The organism is Klebsiella huaxiensis (assembly GCF_003261575.2).
Lineage (GTDB): Bacteria > Pseudomonadota > Gammaproteobacteria > Enterobacterales > Enterobacteriaceae > Klebsiella > Klebsiella huaxiensis.
In genome coordinates this window covers 4,449,057-4,465,554 of sequence record NZ_CP036175.1, presented here as the reverse complement: position 1 = coordinate 4,465,554, position 16,498 = coordinate 4,449,057, and the positions used below count along the sequence as shown (strand labels likewise).

The following is a 16,498-nucleotide window of genomic DNA, read 5'->3' as shown; positions in this document are numbered from 1 at the left end:
CCTTCCTGCAACTCGAATTATTTAGGGTATAAATAAGCATAATAATTTTTTGTTCCACATAGCTAAACCTGTTTACAAACGTAATCCGATGCGTATTAAGAGGGAATTATGGAACAAGCTCAAGATCTCTACAAAGCCAGGGGTTATAGCGACGATCTATTACCAAAAATAGAATCGCAGCGTAACTGGAAAACATTTAACTACTTTACTTTATGGATGGGCTCCGTACACAACGTACCTAATTATGTGATGGTTGGCGGTTTTTTTATTCTAGGTTTGTCGACGTTTAGTATTATGATGGCAATAATATTGAGCGCTTTTATTATTGCACTGGTGATGGTGTTTAACGGTGCCGCCGGAAGTAAATACGGGGTACCCTTCGCCATGATATTACGAGCCTCTTATGGCGTGCGCGGGGCGCTATTACCCGGACTGCTCAGGGGCGGCATTGCGGCGATTATGTGGTTTGGTTTGCAATGCTACGCAGGATCGCTGGCCTTTTTGATCTTATTAGGAAAACTATGGCCATCGTTTCTGACGCTCGGCGGTGATTTTAAGCTGCTGGGGCTGTCGCTACCGGGGCTGATCGCCTTTCTGGTTTTCTGGTTGATTAACGTTGGTATTGGTTTTGGTGGCGGAAAAGTTCTCAATAAATTCACCGCGATACTGAATCCCTGTATCTATATTGTCTTCGGCGGCATGGCAATCTGGGCTATCTCGCTGGTGGGGATCGGCCCGATCCTTGACTACCTGCCGACCGGGGTGGCAAAAGCGGAACATACTGGTTTCTTGTTCCTGGTGGTCATCAATGCGGTGGTTGCCGTATGGGCGGCGCCAGCGGTGAGCGCGTCTGACTTTACCCAGAACGCGCGCTCGTTTCGCGATCAGGCTCTTGGCCAAACCCTTGGCTTGGTGGTGGCTTATATTCTGTTTGCGGTTGCCGGGGTGTGCATTATCGCTGGTGCCAGTATCCATTACGGCATGGATACTTGGAACGTGCTGGATATTGTGCAGAAATGGGACAGCCTGTTTGCCTCTTTCTTTGCGGTGCTGGTGATATTGATGACCACGATTTCAACCAATGCTACCGGTAATATTATTCCGGCGGGCTATCAAATCGCGGCGATTGCCCCCACGAAACTGACGTATAAAAATGGCGTACTGATTGCCAGTATTATTAGCCTGCTGATTTGTCCGTGGAAATTAATGGAGAATCAGGACAGTATTTATCTCTTCCTCGATATTATCGGCGGCATGCTTGGCCCGGTTATTGGGGTGATGATGGCGCACTATTTTGTCGTCATGCGTGGGCAAATTAATCTTGACGAACTGTATACCGCGCCCGGTGATTATAAATATTTTGATAATGGATTTAACGTCACTGCATTTGTTGTAACGATTGTGGCGGTTATTTTGTCGCTCGGTGGGAAGTTTATTCCGCTGTTGGAGCCTTTCTCCCGCGTGTCCTGGTTTGTTGGCGTTATTGTCGCCTTTGCGGCGTACTCATTACTTAAAAAACGGGCGCTGCCGAATAATGCTTCGCGCCCGGGTGTGGCTAACTGATTTTATTATCGTGAGGAAGTTTTATTTCATGGACGAAACATCAATACCCAAAGCCATTCGTATTACAGCCCGCATGGCTGCAAACAGAAGTATGGCGGGTTACTTATCTGTACACATACAAGGGGTTTTATATGTCTTTTGATTTAATCATTAAAAACGGCACCGTTATTCTGGAAAACGAATCTCGGGTGGTGGATATCGCAGTAACCGACGGTAAAATCGCCGCTATCGGTGAAAACCTCGGTGAAGCGAAGCAGGTGATGGATGCTTCGGGCCTGATCGTTTCGCCGGGGATGGTCGATGCGCATACGCACATCTCTGAACCGGGCCGTACCCATTGGGAAGGTTACGAAACCGGTACCCGCGCGGCGGCAAAAGGCGGCATCACTACGATGATTGAAATGCCGCTGAATCAGCTGCCTGCTACCGTCGATCGCGAAACTATCGAGCTGAAATTTGATGCGGCGAAGGGCAAGCTGACCATCGACGCCGCGCAGCTTGGCGGACTGGTCTCCTATAACCTGGACCGTCTGCATGAACTGGATGAAGTGGGCGTTGTGGGCTTCAAATGCTTCGTCGCCACCTGCGGCGATCGTGGTATCGACAACGATTTCCGCGACGTCAACGACTGGCAGTTCTTCAAAGGCGTGCAAAAGCTGGCCGAAATGAAGCAGACCGTGCTGGTGCACTGCGAAAACGCGCTGATCTGCGATGAGCTGGGCGAAGAGGCGAAAAGGGAAGGTCGCGTTACCGCCCATGATTACGTCGCGTCCCGCCCGGTATTCACCGAAGTTGAGGCGATTCGCCGCATTTTGTATCTGGCGAAAGTCGCCGGTTGCCGCCTGCACGTGTGCCACGTCAGCAGCCCGGAAGGGGTTGCCGAAGTCACGCGCGCCCGTCAGGAAGGGCAGGACGTTACCTGTGAATCCTGCCCACACTACTTTGTGCTGGATACCGATCAGTTCGAAGAGATTGGCACCCTGGCGAAGTGCTCTCCGCCGATCCGCGACGCGGAAAACCAGAAAGGCCTGTGGGAAAAACTGTTCAACGGTGAAATCGACTGCCTGGTCTCTGATCACTCTCCGTGCCCGCCGGAAATGAAGGCGGGCAACATCATGCAGGCCTGGGGCGGGATTGCCGGTCTGCAAAGCTGCATGGACGTGATGTTTGATGAAGCGGTGCAGAAGCGCGGTATGTCACTGCCGCAATTTGCCCGTCTGATGGCGACTAACGCTGCTGATATTTTCGGCCTTAAGCATAAAGGTCGTATTGCCCCAGGCAAAGATGCCGACTTGGTGTTTATTCAGCCGAACAGCAGCTACATCCTGCAGGCGGAAGACCTTGAGTATCGCCATAAAGTCAGCCCGTACGTGGGTCGTAAGATTGGTGCGCGTATCACCAAAACCATCCTGCGCGGCGATGTAATTTATGACATCGAGCAGGGCTTCCCGCACGCGCCGAAAGGGAAATTTATCCTTAAGCATCAGCAGTAACGGTAACCCGGACCGAGTGCGGTTTGTAGCCCGGACAGATGCGTAGCATCGCCTCCGGGAAATGTGCCGAACCTGATGTATAGGCGTGGCATCTTCCTGGTGGCGTACGGGTTCACAACCGTTTGCGGGTGAGTAGCCCGGACAGGCGCATCGCGCCGCCTCCGGGAAATCCCTCGGTCAATTCCATATTTAGCGCCTGTTTAACGGCAGGCGCTGTTTCAGGATTTCATCATGATGGTATTGCCGCTATATAAACGAAACATCCTGGCGGGATTTCAATGGTTCTTCTTTATATTCTGCAACACCGTTGTGGTACCGCCGACACTACAGTCCGCTTTTCAGCTCCCGGCCAGCGCGCTTATCACGCTCACCCAGTACGGTTTTATCACCACCGGGCTGGCCTGCCTGGCGCAGGCGATATCTGGTCACCGCCGCGCCATTATGGAGGGCCCGACGGGACTCTGGTGGAGCACGATCCTCACCATTACCGTCGGCGAAGCCGCCCGCGGTACGGCGTTCGACAGCATTGCGACCAGCCTGGCGGTCGGTATATTTCTTTCTGCTGTTCTGACTATCATCATTGGCGTCAGCGGCATCGGTCATCGCCTGGCGAAGCTCTTCAGCCCGACGGTGATGGTCTTTTTTATGCTGCTGCTCGGTGCGCAGCTCACCACTATTTTTTTCAAAGGTATGCTCGGACTGCCTTTTAGCTCGACGCAGGCCAACGTGGCGATTCAACTGGCACCATTTGGTCTCGCGCTGGCGGTGATGATTCTGGTGCTGGGGATGATTATATTCCTCCCGGACGGCATCGCCCGCTACGCCTTGCTGGTGGGGACGCTGGTGGGATGGGCAAGCTGGTATCTGCTGTTCCGTACTCCGCCTGCCACGGCGGCGTCCGGGCCGATTCACTGGCAGTGGTTTCCGCTCGGCTACGGCGGCGAATTACGCTCGGGCATTATTTTGACGGCATTGCTGGCGGGGCTGGTGAATATTACCAACACCTACGGCGCGATTCGCGGCACCGACGTTTTTTACCCCGAACAGGGCGCCAGCAATACCCGTTATCGACGGAGTTTTATTATCTCCGGATTAATGACGTTAATTACGGTTCCGCTCAGCGTGGTGCCGTTTTCGCCTTTTGTTTCGTCGATAGGATTATTAACCCAAACCGGAGAAACTTCGCGCCAGCCGTTTATTATCGGCTGCCTGTGCTGTCTACTGGTTGGGTTATTTACGCCGTTAACCCATTTTTTTACCACATTACCGTTGCCGATTAGCAGCGCAGTCATGCTGGTCTCATATCTTCCGTTGTTATATTCGAGCTTATCTTTCAGTAAGCAAATTACCTTCACGGCACGAAATATCTACCGGCTGGCGCTGCCGCTATTTGTCGGCATCTTTTTAATGGGGCTGCCGCCGGTCTATCTCCAGACGCTCCCCCTGACAATTCGACCACTATTGGGCAACGGCTTATTAATCGGCGTACTGCTGGCGGTGGTCATGGAAAATCTCATTCCCTGGGATCGTATTAAGTAATGACAGCAAAAAAGGACGAACAATGAAAATTATTATTGCACCGGACTCTTTCAAAGAAAGCGTGAGCGCCAGCCGCTGCGCACAAGCAATTAAAGCGGGCTTTGTCTCTATTTTCCCGCAGGCGGAGTGCATCTGCCTGCCAATAGCCGACGGCGGAGAGGGGACGGTTGAGGCGATGGTTGAGGCTACCGAGGGCAAAATGGTGATGCTGCCGGTAATGGGGCCGATGGGGGACTTTGTTGGTGCCTTCTATGGCCTGAGCGGTGATGGGCAAACCGCGTTTATTGAAATGGCGGCGGCCAGCGGGCTGATGCTGGTTCCTGCCGGTGAGCGTAATCCCGTGCGGGCCACCAGCTACGGTACCGGAGAGCTGATTCGCCACGCGCTGGACGCTGGTGTTCGCCATATCATTCTCGGCATTGGCGGTAGCGCCACGGTGGACGGCGGAATGGGTATGGCTCAGGCTCTGGGGGCGCGTTTTCTTGATGAGCGTGGCGAGAGCGTCGGCCTCGGCGGCGGTGCTTTAGAGCGGCTGGCCAGCATTGATTTGCGTGAACTCGATCCGCGCCTGAAAGAGTGCCGGATTGACGTGGCCTGCGATGTTGATAACCCGCTGCTCGGCGAGCGCGGCGCAGCGGCGGTTTTTGGCCCGCAAAAAGGGGCCAGCAGGGAAATGGTTGTCGCCCTGGAGCGTGGTTTACAAAATTATGCTCAGGTACTGATGACGGCGACCGGTCAGGATGTGACGGCGATTGTCGGCGGCGGCGCTGCGGGGGGAATGGGGGTTGCGGCTCGCGTATTCCTTAACGCGGCGCTGAAGCCGGGCATCGATATTGTGATTGAGGCCGTTCATCTGGAGGAGGCGCTACGCGATGCGGATCTGGTGATCACCGGTGAAGGGCGGATTGATTCGCAAACCGTCGGCGGTAAAGCGCCCATCGGCGTGGCGCGAATCGCTAAAAAGCACGGTATACCGGTTATCGGTATTGCGGGCGTGTTGGGCGATGGCGTCGAAGCGGTGCATCAGCACGGTATTGATGCGGTATTCAGTATTTTGCCTGCGCTCGCGCCGCTGGCCGACGTGCTGGATCGCGGTGAACAAAACCTTTACGCCAGCGCGCGCAATATTGCCTGTGCGATCAAGCTTGGCCAGAACATTCCCGCCTGAACAAAAAATGCCACGGTTCTCACCGTGGCAAAATCCAACATAGCTAAACAAAAAAAATTTTATGAGATGGGTAACAAATCCGTCTTTGCTATTGCGCCCGCATTTCGCCGGGTGGCGGCTGACGCCTTACCCGGCTTGGGAAAGCTGCGAGATTTACCCGTAGGCCCGCGCAAGCGAAGCGCCGCCGGGCAATATATCCGTCATACTTCAAGTTGCATGTGCGTTGGCTGCGTTACTCGGCTCATCCATGAGCCTCGCCCTTACGGGCCACCGCGATACGGTGTTCAAATCTGTTCCTGACAGATTTGTCACTCACCCCAGTCACTTACCTGAGTAAGCTCCTGGGGATTAATGAGAGGCTCCTGCCTCTCACCGGAGGCCAGCCTTCGGCTGGTCAAATTCGTTCCCGACGAATTTGTCGCTCTCTTGCCGCGTTACTCGGCCTACGGCCTCGTCCCTACGGGGCCAGCGCAAGCGCTGTTCAAAGCACAAGTGCTTTGTCATGCAACTCGAATTATTTAGGGTATAAAAAATGCCACGGTTTTCACCGTGGCAAAATCCAACATAGCTAAACAAAAAAGTGAACTTAATCAGTGGTAATCAGACCTCAACGTCGCGGTTGCAATCTTTCGAGTAGATATAGCTAAACGCCTCGCGTCCGACGCCGTATCCTGCCTGCAGTGAATAAGCGCCCATAAAGATATAATCGCCTTTTTTCACCGGAACCCAGTTATTGTCGAGGTTATAAACGCCCTGGCCGGAAAGAATATAAGCGCCGTGCTCCTGCACGTGGGTTTCGATATAGCCGTGGCTGGCGCCCGGCTCGAAGGAGAGAATATGCATGTTCATATCGAAGCCCAGCTCTTTCGGCAGGAAATCAATCAGAATAACGTCTTCCATCCCTTCATAATGAATCCGCTCAAGCTGGCTAACGTTGCCGGTGACCAGATACGGCGCGTGGCCCTCTGCCGGAACATAGCGGCGCTTGTAGAGGAATAGCTGGCTATCGCCTGAATGGCTATTGGTGAAGATGACCTTCTCGCCCGGCGGGCAATAAATATAGCCACCTTTGGCCAACGGGAAGGTTTTGCCTTGTGCCTGGGCGATGATTTCACCCTCAATCACGTACAGGAAGGTTTCAATTCCTTCGCCGCCGAAGCCGCTCTGATTGCCGCCGTTTTCATGCAGCGTGACCAGATAGTCAACAAAGGTTGCGCCTAATTTCGGCGTCGACAGAATCGTCACATCACAATTATCAAAGCCAGGAATAATATTTTTGACCAGGCCATCCGGCGTCAACAGCGCATAATTACCGTGGCGTACGATGGAACGGCTGGCCAGTAAATCGTCGCGATAACCCACTACATTATTTAAATATCCCATTATTTTTTCCTTATTCAGTCCAGGCCAGTTGATGCAGCATTAATGCAAGGGTTTTCACGCCTTCCGCCAGATCGTCGATATGCGTACTTTCCGCAGGGTTATGGCTGATGCCTTTAATGCTCGGCATAAAGATCATGCAGGTCGGGAAGCAGGGGGCGAAAATTTGCGCGTCATGTCCCGCGCCGCTGTGCATCACGCGGAAATTCACCTTCTCTTTTTCGCAAAGCGCGGTGAGCTGGGCGACCAGGGTTTTATCCATTGGTACCGGGGCTTCATCCATCCAGAGGTCAATCTCAATACCAATATCCATTTCCTCGCAGATCCGCCGCATATCGGCTTCAATCACTTCAGTAAAGGCCGTTAATTCAAACGCGTCGGTATGGCGGCAGTCCATGGTAAAGACCGTTTTACCCGGTACCACGTTGACGGTGTTCGGCTGCGGGTCGACCTTACCGAAGGTGAGCACCAGCGGGTCGCCGTGGGCTTTTGCTTTGGCGATAGATTCGCAGCAGATGCGGCTGAAGGCGTGGACGGTATCGCGGCGGTAGCCCATTGGGGTCGTGCCGGCATGGTTGGATTCGCCGTTGAGGGTAATGGTGTAACGGCGCTGCCCAACGATGGCGTTGACCACGCCGATGGACTGCTTGTTGGTTTCCAGTACGCGGCCCTGTTCGATATGCAGCTCAACGAAGGCTTTTATATCGCGGCGCGGAGCCAGCGGCGCGGCGGGTAGCGTGAAGCCGCACTGCTTCATGGCATCAACAAAAGCCACGCCTTTGGTGTCTTTGATATCGCGAACGTCCGCCGGGTTGGCGATGCCGACGATATTTTTACTGCCCCAGAACACATAAGGAAAGCGGCTACCTTCTTCTTCCGCTAACGCCAGCACTTCGACGGTACGCAGCGGTTCGCCGTAGGTCTCTTTGAGCCAGCGAACCGCCAGCCATGCCGCCAGCGCGCCGAACTGGCCGTCAAGATTACCGCCGTTGACCACGCTATCAATATGCGAGCCGCTAAGGATAACTTCGTCGGGAAAGCGCGAACCGGGCAGGCGACCATACAAGTTGCCGACTTCATCAAAGCGCGTCTCCAGCCCACTTTCGCTCATCTTTTGCTTGAACGCCTGCTGCGCCTGTAACCATTCCGGCGAGTAGAGCAGGCGGGTTATGCCTCCGGTAGGGTCAGCGCCGAAGGAGGAAAGCCAGGGCAGTGTCTCTTCAATTGCCTGTCGAAAGTAATTAGCCATACGCAACTCCTGTATCTTAATTTATTGAGCAAAAGGGGAATTGGTTTCATAAGAGCGGTTGTATAAAGCGTCCGAAACCAGATAGTCATAAATCTCATCAACGATCTCGATACCGTCGACGGCGCTGTTTTTCTCGTTGATATCCAGGTTCTGCCCCGGGTAATAAACCTGGTTAAATCCAGGGGCTGGCGTAATGGCGTTTAATTCGCGCATGGTGTCGCTGATATGCTGGCGGAATAACGCGCTGGAGGAGAAAAACTCCGGGTTGATAACGATATGTAGCTGACCCAGCTCACGCCCCTGGCTCAGGTTGTCGTACATCGAGCTGACCTGACGGCCAAAGGGAAGGTTGAGCAAAATGCCGGAGAGGACGTCGATCATCATCATCAGGCCGTAGCCTTTTGGACCGGCAGCCGGCAGCAGGGCGTGGACGGCAAACGGGTCGCTGGTCGGCGCGCCGTTTTTATCCACCGCCCAGCTATCGGGGATGGTTTCATGACGCGAGCGGGCGTCGAGAATTTTCCCCCAGGCCTGTACGGTAGTGGCCATATCGAAGGTGATGATATCGTCGCCCTCGCCGGGTGCGGCAAAGGCCAGCGGGTTGGTGCCGTAATAGATTTCCGCGCCGCCAAATGGCACGACCATCGGGTCTGACTGACACAGCGAAAGTCCGATAAACCCCTCCCGGGCCGCCTGCTGCGCGAAGTAAGAGATCGCGCCGCTATGCCCCATGCGCCGGATGCCGACCACGGCCACGCCGTTTTCCCGGGCGATTTCTATCGCCTGCTCCATACCCATTTTGGCGGCGACCTGACCGGCGGCGTTATCGGCATGCAAAATGCGGTGATGCTGCCAACTTACTGATTTAGTGTATGATGGTGTTTTTGAGGTGCTCCAGTGGCTTCTGTTTCTATCAGCTGTCCCTCCTGTTCAGCTACTGACGGGGTGGTGCGTAACGGCAGAAGCACCGCCGGACATCAGCGCTATCTCTGCTCTCACTGCCGTAAAACATGGCAACTGCAGTTCACTTACACCGCTTCTCAACCCGGTACGCACCAGAAAATCATTGATATGGCCATGAATGGCGTTGGATGCCGGGCAACTGCCCGCATTATGGGCGTTGGCCTCAACACGATTTTACGTCACTTAAAAAACTCAGGCCGCAGTCGGTAACCTCGCGCATACAGCCGGGCAGTGACGTCATCGTCTGCGCGGAAATGGACGAACAGTGGGGCTATGTCGGGGCTAAATCGCGCCAGCGCTGGCTGTTTTACGCGTATGACAGGCTCCGGAAGACGGTTGTTGCGCACGTATTCGGTGAACGCACTATGGCGACGCTGGGGCGTCTTATGAGCCTGCTGTCACCCTTTGACGTGGTGATATGGATGACGGATGGCTGGCCGCTGTATGAATCCCGCCTGAAGGGAAAGCTGCACGTAATCAGCAAGCGATATACGCAGCGAATTGAGCGGCATAACCTGAATCTGAGGCAGCACCTGGCACGGCTGGGACGGAAGTCGCTGTCGTTCTCAAAATCGGTGGAGCTGCATGACAAAGTCATCGGGCATTATCTGAACATAAAACACTATCAATAAGTTGGAGTCATTACCTAAAAAGGGCTGTTTTCAGGATTCGGTCAGCTTAATGATTATTTCACGCAAGCTGAGTGAGTCAGAAAATGTCGATGATGTTTCGGTCATGATGGGAACACCGGCAAATAAGGCGCTGCTGGAGACCACCGGTTTCTGGCACGACGATTTTGCCACTGCCACGCCAAATGATATTTGCGTGGCGATTCGCACCGATTGCGCGGATGCGTCGGTGACGGAAATGATTATTGCTGGTCTTGATGAAGCTCTCAGCGCCCTGGCGCAGGGGAGCGGGCAGAGTCAGAGCCTCAGCGTGGTTCGTCGCTGGCAAAGCGCCACGCAAAAGCTGCCTCAGGCCAATATGACCTTGATTTCCGTTGCTGGAGAGTACGCCGCCGAGCTTGCCCATCAGGCGCTCAGCAGCGAGAAAAACGTGATGATTTTCTCCGATAACGTCACCCTGGAAGATGAAATTGCCCTGAAAACACGCGCCCGTGACAAAGGGCTGCTGGTGATGGGGCCGGACTGCGGCACCGCCATGATTGCCGGAACGCCGTTGGCTTTTGCCAACGTCACGCCGGACGGCAATATCGGCGTGATTGGTGCATCCGGTACCGGCATTCAGGAACTGGTCTCGCAAATTGTCCTCGGCGGCGAAGGAATCAGCCATGCGATTGGTCTTGGCGGACGTGACCTGAGCGCTGAAGTGGGCGGTATTAGCGCACAAACGGCGCTGGAAATGCTGACTCACGACGGGCAGAGCCAGGTGCTGGCCTTTGTTTCTAAGCCGCCCGCCGAGGCGGTGCGCCTGCGGATAATTAGCGCCATGAAGCGCAGCGGCAAACCGGTAGTGGCGCTGTTTCTTGGCTATGCGCCAAAAGCTACTCGCGATGAGAACGTCTGGTTTGCCCGCACGCTGGATGAAGCAGGACGCCTGGCCTGCCTGTTGGCGCGGGTGGTGCGTCATCAGGAAACCCTGACCGCGGTGGCGGGAAAACAGATTCGCGGTTTGTACACCGGCGGCACGCTGGCTGCGGAATCCGCCGGGCTGCTCGCTGAACGGCTTGGCATCACTCCTGACGAACATCATCCGCAGGGCATGATGCTCAACGCGCAGGGCCACCAGATAGTCGACCTCGGCGATGATTTTTATACCGTAGGCCGCCCGCATCCGATGATCGATCCCTCCCTGCGCAACCAGCTGATTGCTGAACTGGGTGAGCAAACTCAGGTTGGCGTACTGCTGCTGGACGTGGTGATTGGTTACGGCGCGACTGCCGATCCCGCCGAATCGCTGGTGGCAGCCTGCCTGCGGGCCTGGGCGCTCAGGGATGATAGCCATTCACTGCACGTTATTGCGACGGTGACCGGCACCGAAACCGATCCGCAGTGTCGTTCCCGTCAGATAGCCGTTCTTGAAGATGCGGGGATTGTGGTGGTTGACAGCCTTCCCGAAGCAACCCTGCTTGCCTCAGCGCTCATTAGCCCACCGCAGATGGCTGAACTGGCACCGCGCGCCAGCCTGCTGGACGGCGTGGCGGTGATCAACGCTGGCCTGCGCAGCTTTGCGCTTGATTTACAGTCCGCCGGAACGCCGGTTGTCCACTATCAGTGGGCGCCGATCGCCGGAGGAAATAAGAAACTGGCTCGTTTATTAGAACGTTTGCAATAAGAGGTCTCTATGTTTACATCAGTGGCGCAGGCCAATGACGCAGTAATAGAACGAATTCGTAATGCACGTCCGCACTGGCTGGATGTGAAGCCAGCGGGTTCTTTAATCGGGGCGCTGAATCAGAATAAAACGTTGCTCCACGCCGGGCCGCCGATGCGCTGGCAGGAGATGACCGGCCCGATGAAAGGGGCCTGCATTGGCGCATGCTTATTCGAAGGTTGGGCGCAGGATGAAAAAACGGCCCATGCGATGCTGGAAGGCGGCGACATTACCTTTATTCCCTGCCACCACGTTAACGCCGTGGGGCCGATGGGCGGCATTACTTCGCCAAATATGCCGATGCTGGTGGTGGAGAACATCGCCGAAGGCAACCGCGCGTATTGCAATCTGAATGAAGGGATTGGCAAGGTGATGCGTTTCGGCGCTTACGGCGAAGACGTCCAACAGCGCCTGCGCTGGATGCGCGATGTGCTGATGCCGGTTCTGAGCGCGGCGCTGAAACAGATGGAGCGCGGCATCGACCTGACCGCAATGATGGCGCAGGGCATCACCATGGGCGATGAGTTCCACCAGCGCAACATCGCCACCTCCGCGCTGCTGATGCGCACGCTGGCGCCGCATCTGGCGCGCCTCAACGATGACAAACAGCAGATTGCTGAAGTGATGGATTTTCTCGCCATTACCGATCAGTTCTTCCTTAACCTGGCGATGGCCTACTGCAAAGCGGCGATGGATAGCGGGGCGCAAATTCGTGCGGGCAGTATCGTCACCGCGATGACCCGCAACGGCGATATGTTCGGTATCCGCGTCAGCGGGCTGGGCGACCGTTGGTTTACCGCGCCGGTCAATACGCCGCAGGGGCTATTTTTCACCGGCTTTTCTCAGGAGCAGGCCAACCCGGATATGGGCGATAGCGCCATTACCGAAACCTTCGGTATTGGCGGCGCGGCAATGATCGCGGCCCCAGGCGTGACGCGTTTTGTCGGCGCGGGCGGAATGGAAGCGGCGAAATCCGTTTCCGAGGAGATGGCGGAAATCTTCCTGGAGCGCAATATGCAGCTGCAAATTCCGGGCTGGGATTTCCAGGGAGCCTGTCTGGGTCTGGATATTCGTCGGGTGGTTGAAACCGGTATTACTCCGCTTATCAACACCGGTATTGCGCATAAAGAGGCGGGGATCGGCCAGATTGGCGCCGGGACCGTCAGAGCGCCGTTGGCCTGTTTCGAACTGGCGCTGGAAGCGCTGGCGGACGAGCTGGGCGTGAGCTGAGGAGGCGCGATGGAGACTATTCGTCCGCTGATAGGCAGCGTCGATGCGCCGGACCATCGCCAGCCCTGGCGAACCGGCGGCCTCTGGCAACGCACTATCAATCTCTATGTTGAAGGCGGCGCGCTGCTGACGCTTCATCATCAGGGGCAGGGGGTGAGCCCTGGCGGATGGGTATTACGCCATCGCGATTTTATCCGCTTACACGCGGCGCTGCGGGCGGGGGCGCTGCCGCTCGCGCGGGACAACGGCATTCAGGTCGATAGCCTTTTGCTGTCACCGCCACGCAGGCGCTGCTCCCTGCGGCCTTGTTATCAGCCTAATGGCGCTTATCTGCCAGCAACGTTAATGGATCGCCCGGAAGAGACCGGGCTGTTCGGGCCGCTGTCGCAGGCGATTCATCTGCCGCAGCATCCTGAGCTGCGGCAATTACGCCACTGTTTTGCCTCGGCGCTGACCGGCAACGCTATCGACTGGCGATTATGGCTGGGCAAAGGGCCGGGCCTGACGCCGAGTCTGGACGATATGCTGATCGGCATGATGCTGGCGGCGTGGTGCGCGGGGCAAATGTCCCGCTACGGTGGGCGGACTTTCTTTCGTGCTTCCGGCGATCTGCACGCTGCCACGACCCAGGTGAGCGTCAACTATTTACGCTACGCCAGCGAGGGGCGTTTTGCCTCGCCGCTGATGCATTTCGCGCATGCTCTTCAACGCCGACGCCGCATTGAACCCGCCGTCGAGGCTCTGCTGGCGATGGGTCACACCTCCGGCGCGGATACCCTGCTGGGATTCTGGTTGGCGCAACACATTATCTAAGGAAAAATCATGAAAACGCTGGTGGTTGCCCTCGGCGGCAACGCTTTATTGCAGCGCGGGGAAGCGCTGACGGTGGAAAATCAGTATCGCAATATTGAGAGCGCGGTTCCGGCTCTGGCGCGCCTGGCGCAGAACTATCGGCTGGCGATTGTTCACGGCAACGGACCGCAGGTGGGCCTGCTGGCGCTGCAAAATCTGGCCTATCGCGATGTTGAACCTTATCCGCTGGACGTGCTGGTGGCGGAGAGCCAGGGCATGATTGGCTATATGCTGGCCCAGCGTCTGGCGCAGGAGCCAGAGATGCCGACGGTATCGACGGTGATGACGCGCATAGCTGTGGCCTCGAGCGATCCGGCTTTTTCATCCCCGGAGAAATTTATTGGCCCGGTTTACGACCCGGAGCTTCAGGCGCAACTGGAGAGCGAGTACGGGTGGACGATGAAGCGCGACGGTAAGTACCTGCGTCGGGTGGTGCCTTCGCCGACGCCAGTGAGGATTGAGGAGAGCGAGTCGATAGAGCGCCTGCTGAGCGAAGGCCATGCGGTGATATGCTGCGGCGGTGGCGGGATTCCGGTACTGGAGAGCGGGCAGGGCGCGGAGGCAGTGATTGATAAAGACCTCGCCGCCGCGCTGCTGGCAGAGCAGATTAATGCTGATGGCCTGGTGATCCTCACCGACGCCGACGCGGTGTATGAACATTGGGGCACGCCGATGCAGCGACCGATCCGTGAAGCAACGCCGGAAGAGCTGGCCCCGTTTGCCCGCGACGACGGCGCAATGGGGCCGAAAATCGCGGCAGTAAGCGGCTATGTGCGCCGCCGGGGCAAGCGAGCGTGGATAGGTGCGCTATCGCGCATCGATGACACTCTGGCCGGGTTGGCGGGAACCTGTATTAAGCCCTGATGCGTGGTCATCGTGCGCGCTTTCCCCGGGGGCGGCGCCAGATGCGCCTTGCCGGGCTACGGGTTCGTGCGGGCCCTGGTAGCCTGCGCGGTTGTTGGTTTTGTAGCCCGGACAGATGCGCAGCATCGCCTCCGGGAAAATACCCGAAGAATCCGTGTGCCTGGCGGGGTTTTGTCGCCCGGCTAAGGCGCAGCGCGCCACAAGCCGGGATGACGGGCAGGATTATGCGAGCTGCGCCTGCGCCCAGAAGATACCGCTGGTGTATTCCGGCGGCAGCAGCGGCTTCAGCGCTTCCAGCGTCGCGCTCAGTCGGTCGGTATCGCTGTCGGTCAGGTTCAGGTGCCCAACTTTACGACCCGGACGCACTTCTTTGTCGTACCAATGCAGATGCACCAGCGGTAGCTTCAGCCAGTCGTAGTTCAGGTCGGTACCGATCAGGTTGATCATCACCGACGGGCTGTTTACTACCGGCGGCGGCAGCGGCAGGCTGGTAATCGCCCGCAAATGCAGTTCGAACTGACTAATAGACGCTCCGTTCTGCGTCCAGTGGCCGCTGTTATGCACGCGCGGCGCCAGCTCATTAATCAGCAACCCTTCCGGAGTGATAAAGCACTCCATCGCCATCACGCCGACATAACCTAGCTCATGCATAACCGCCGACAGCATCGACTCTGCCTGCTCCTGCTGCTTCGCGTTCGCCTGCGGGAAGGCAACGCTGGCGCGCAAAATACCGTCCTGATGCAGGTTGCGGGTCAACGGATAGAAGACCGTGCTACCGTCCTGAGCGCGTGCGCCAACCAGCGATACTTCGCCGGAGAAGTTAATCCCCTGCTCGACGATACACTCGCCGTAGTTATCATCCGGTAGCTGAGCGGTTTCATTTTCCCGCAAACGCCACTGGCCGCGACCATCGTAGCCGCCGACGCGGCGCTTAACGATAGCCAGTTCGCCGAGGCGAGCAAATACCGCAGGCCACTCGCTTTTATCCACCAGAAGCTGCCACGGCGCGGTGGCGAGTTCCAGCTTGTCGAACAGCTGCTTTTGTGTCAGACGATCGGCGATAATCGGGAAGACATCGCGGTTGACGAAGGCAGAATGGCGCGCCAGTTCGCGGGTCAGGGCGGTCTCCGGCCAGCGTTCAATCTCTGCGGTGATCACGCTCTGCTGAAACGGCACCGCTTCCGGGTCGGCTTCCAGACCGACCGGCCAGACCGCAATACCCAGCGGCTCGCCGGCCTGGCGCAGCATCCGGCCTAACTGGCCGTTACCGAGGACGCAAACCTGCTTCATGCCGCACCCCGCGGGTCCGGATTTTCCAGTACTTCATCGGTTTGCGCCTGACGCCAGGCGCTGAGGCGCTGGTGCAGTTCAGCATCATGCTGCGCGAGGATCTGCGCGGCCAGCAGGGCGGCGTTGGCGGCCCCGGCTTTACCGATCGCCAGTGTACCAACCGGAATGCCGCGCGGCATCTGGACGATGGAGTAGAGGCTGTCAACACCGCTCAACGCCGCGCTCTGCACCGGTACGCCTAAAACCGGCACCAGGGTTTTCGCCGCAATCATGCCCGGCAGATGCGCCGCGCCGCCCGCACCGGCAATAATCACCTGAAAACCGTTCTCTTCTGCGCTTTCGGCGAAGCTAAACAGTTTATCGGGGGTGCGGTGTGCGGAGACCACGTCGACATGGTACGGAACGTTCAGGACATCAAGGATTTCTGCGGTAAACTGCATGGTAGCCCAGTCGCTTTTGGACCCCATCACGATGGCGATACGCGCCGAATTATTGCGGGAAGACATGCGTCTTAAAACTCCTGTGGGTGTGTTTCACACTGCTTTAGAGGCCACAGAGAATAGCATGAAC

Annotated in this window: 13 protein-coding genes and 1 pseudogene; 9 read left to right on the top strand and 5 right to left on the bottom strand. The window is 56.6% G+C overall.

The features are described from left to right. The first annotated feature begins 108 nt into the window (after positions 1–108). The 4 genes from DA718_RS21275 (at position 109) to glxK (ending at position 5,763) form a co-directional block, all read left to right on the top strand. Positions 109–1,563, top strand: a complete 1,455-nt coding sequence (locus tag DA718_RS21275) for an allantoin transporter (RefSeq protein ID WP_112217232.1) — start codon at positions 109–111, stop codon at positions 1,561–1,563. A 131-nt stretch (positions 1,564–1,694) separates the two neighbouring features. Next, positions 1,695–3,056, top strand: coding sequence for an allantoinase AllB (gene allB, locus DA718_RS21270; RefSeq protein ID WP_112217233.1), 1,362 nt, complete (start codon positions 1,695–1,697; stop codon positions 3,054–3,056). A gap of 231 nt (positions 3,057–3,287) precedes the next feature. Further along, on the top strand, positions 3,288–4,595 hold the full coding sequence (locus tag DA718_RS21265; RefSeq protein ID WP_112217234.1) for a uracil/xanthine transporter: 1,308 nt from the start codon (positions 3,288–3,290) through the stop codon (positions 4,593–4,595). Positions 4,596–4,617: 22 nt separating this feature from the next. Then, positions 4,618–5,763 carry a glycerate 3-kinase gene (glxK, locus tag DA718_RS21260; protein ID WP_112217235.1) on the top strand — a complete coding sequence of 382 codons (1,146 nt, stop codon included), beginning with the start codon at positions 4,618–4,620 and terminating at the stop codon, positions 5,761–5,763. 600 nt (positions 5,764–6,363) lie between these two features. Here glxK and allE read toward each other — a convergent pair. The 3 genes and pseudogenes from allE to allD all read right to left on the bottom strand — a co-directional run. After that, positions 6,364–7,146, bottom strand: a complete 783-nt coding sequence (gene allE, locus DA718_RS21250; protein WP_112217236.1) for a (S)-ureidoglycine aminohydrolase — start codon at positions 7,144–7,146, stop codon at positions 6,364–6,366. 10 nt (positions 7,147–7,156) lie between these two features. After that, on the bottom strand, positions 7,157–8,392 hold the full coding sequence (gene allC / locus DA718_RS21245; RefSeq protein WP_112217237.1) for an allantoate deiminase: 1,236 nt from the start codon (positions 8,390–8,392) through the stop codon (positions 7,157–7,159). Positions 8,393–8,413: 21 nt separating this feature from the next. Next, positions 8,414–9,235, bottom strand: a pseudogene (gene allD / locus DA718_RS21240) (ureidoglycolate dehydrogenase); the annotation flags it as partial. Between the two features lie 54 nt (positions 9,236–9,289). Here allD and DA718_RS21235 point away from each other — a divergent pair. From DA718_RS21235 to DA718_RS21215, 5 genes are all read left to right on the top strand, one after another. Then, a protein-coding gene (locus tag DA718_RS21235) for an IS1-like element IS1A family transposase (protein ID WP_227015939.1) occupies positions 9,290–9,987 on the top strand; the annotation gives its coding sequence in 2 pieces (ribosomal slippage) (positions 9,290–9,539 and positions 9,539–9,987; 699 coding nt in all). 49 nt (positions 9,988–10,036) lie between these two features. Next, a complete protein-coding gene (locus DA718_RS21230) occupies positions 10,037–11,653 on the top strand; it encodes an acyl-CoA synthetase FdrA (RefSeq protein ID WP_130624394.1) in 1,617 nt (538 codons plus the stop codon). A 9-nt stretch (positions 11,654–11,662) separates the two neighbouring features. Further along, entirely contained in the window at positions 11,663–12,922 is a 1,260-nt protein-coding gene (locus DA718_RS21225) for a YlbE family protein (protein ID WP_112215406.1), read from the top strand. Positions 12,923–12,931: 9 nt separating this feature from the next. After that, a complete protein-coding gene (locus DA718_RS21220; RefSeq protein WP_112215405.1) occupies positions 12,932–13,735 on the top strand; it encodes an oxamate carbamoyltransferase subunit AllH family protein in 804 nt (267 codons plus the stop codon). Between the two features lie 9 nt (positions 13,736–13,744). Continuing rightward, the gene (locus tag DA718_RS21215) at positions 13,745–14,638 is read left to right on the top strand and encodes a carbamate kinase (protein WP_112215404.1); all 894 of its coding nucleotides are present in this window, start codon (positions 13,745–13,747) and stop codon (positions 14,636–14,638) included. A 222-nt stretch (positions 14,639–14,860) separates the two neighbouring features. Here DA718_RS21215 and purK read toward each other — a convergent pair whose 3' ends face one another. Then, entirely contained in the window at positions 14,861–15,928 is a 1,068-nt protein-coding gene (gene purK / locus DA718_RS21210) for a 5-(carboxyamino)imidazole ribonucleotide synthase (protein WP_112215403.1), read from the bottom strand. Beyond that, positions 15,925–16,434 carry a 5-(carboxyamino)imidazole ribonucleotide mutase gene (gene purE, locus DA718_RS21205; protein ID WP_110273131.1) on the bottom strand — a complete coding sequence of 170 codons (510 nt, stop codon included), beginning with the start codon at positions 16,432–16,434 and terminating at the stop codon, positions 15,925–15,927. Before purE ends, purK begins: the two co-directional genes overlap by 4 nt. Between the last annotated feature and the right edge of the window lie 64 nt (positions 16,435–16,498).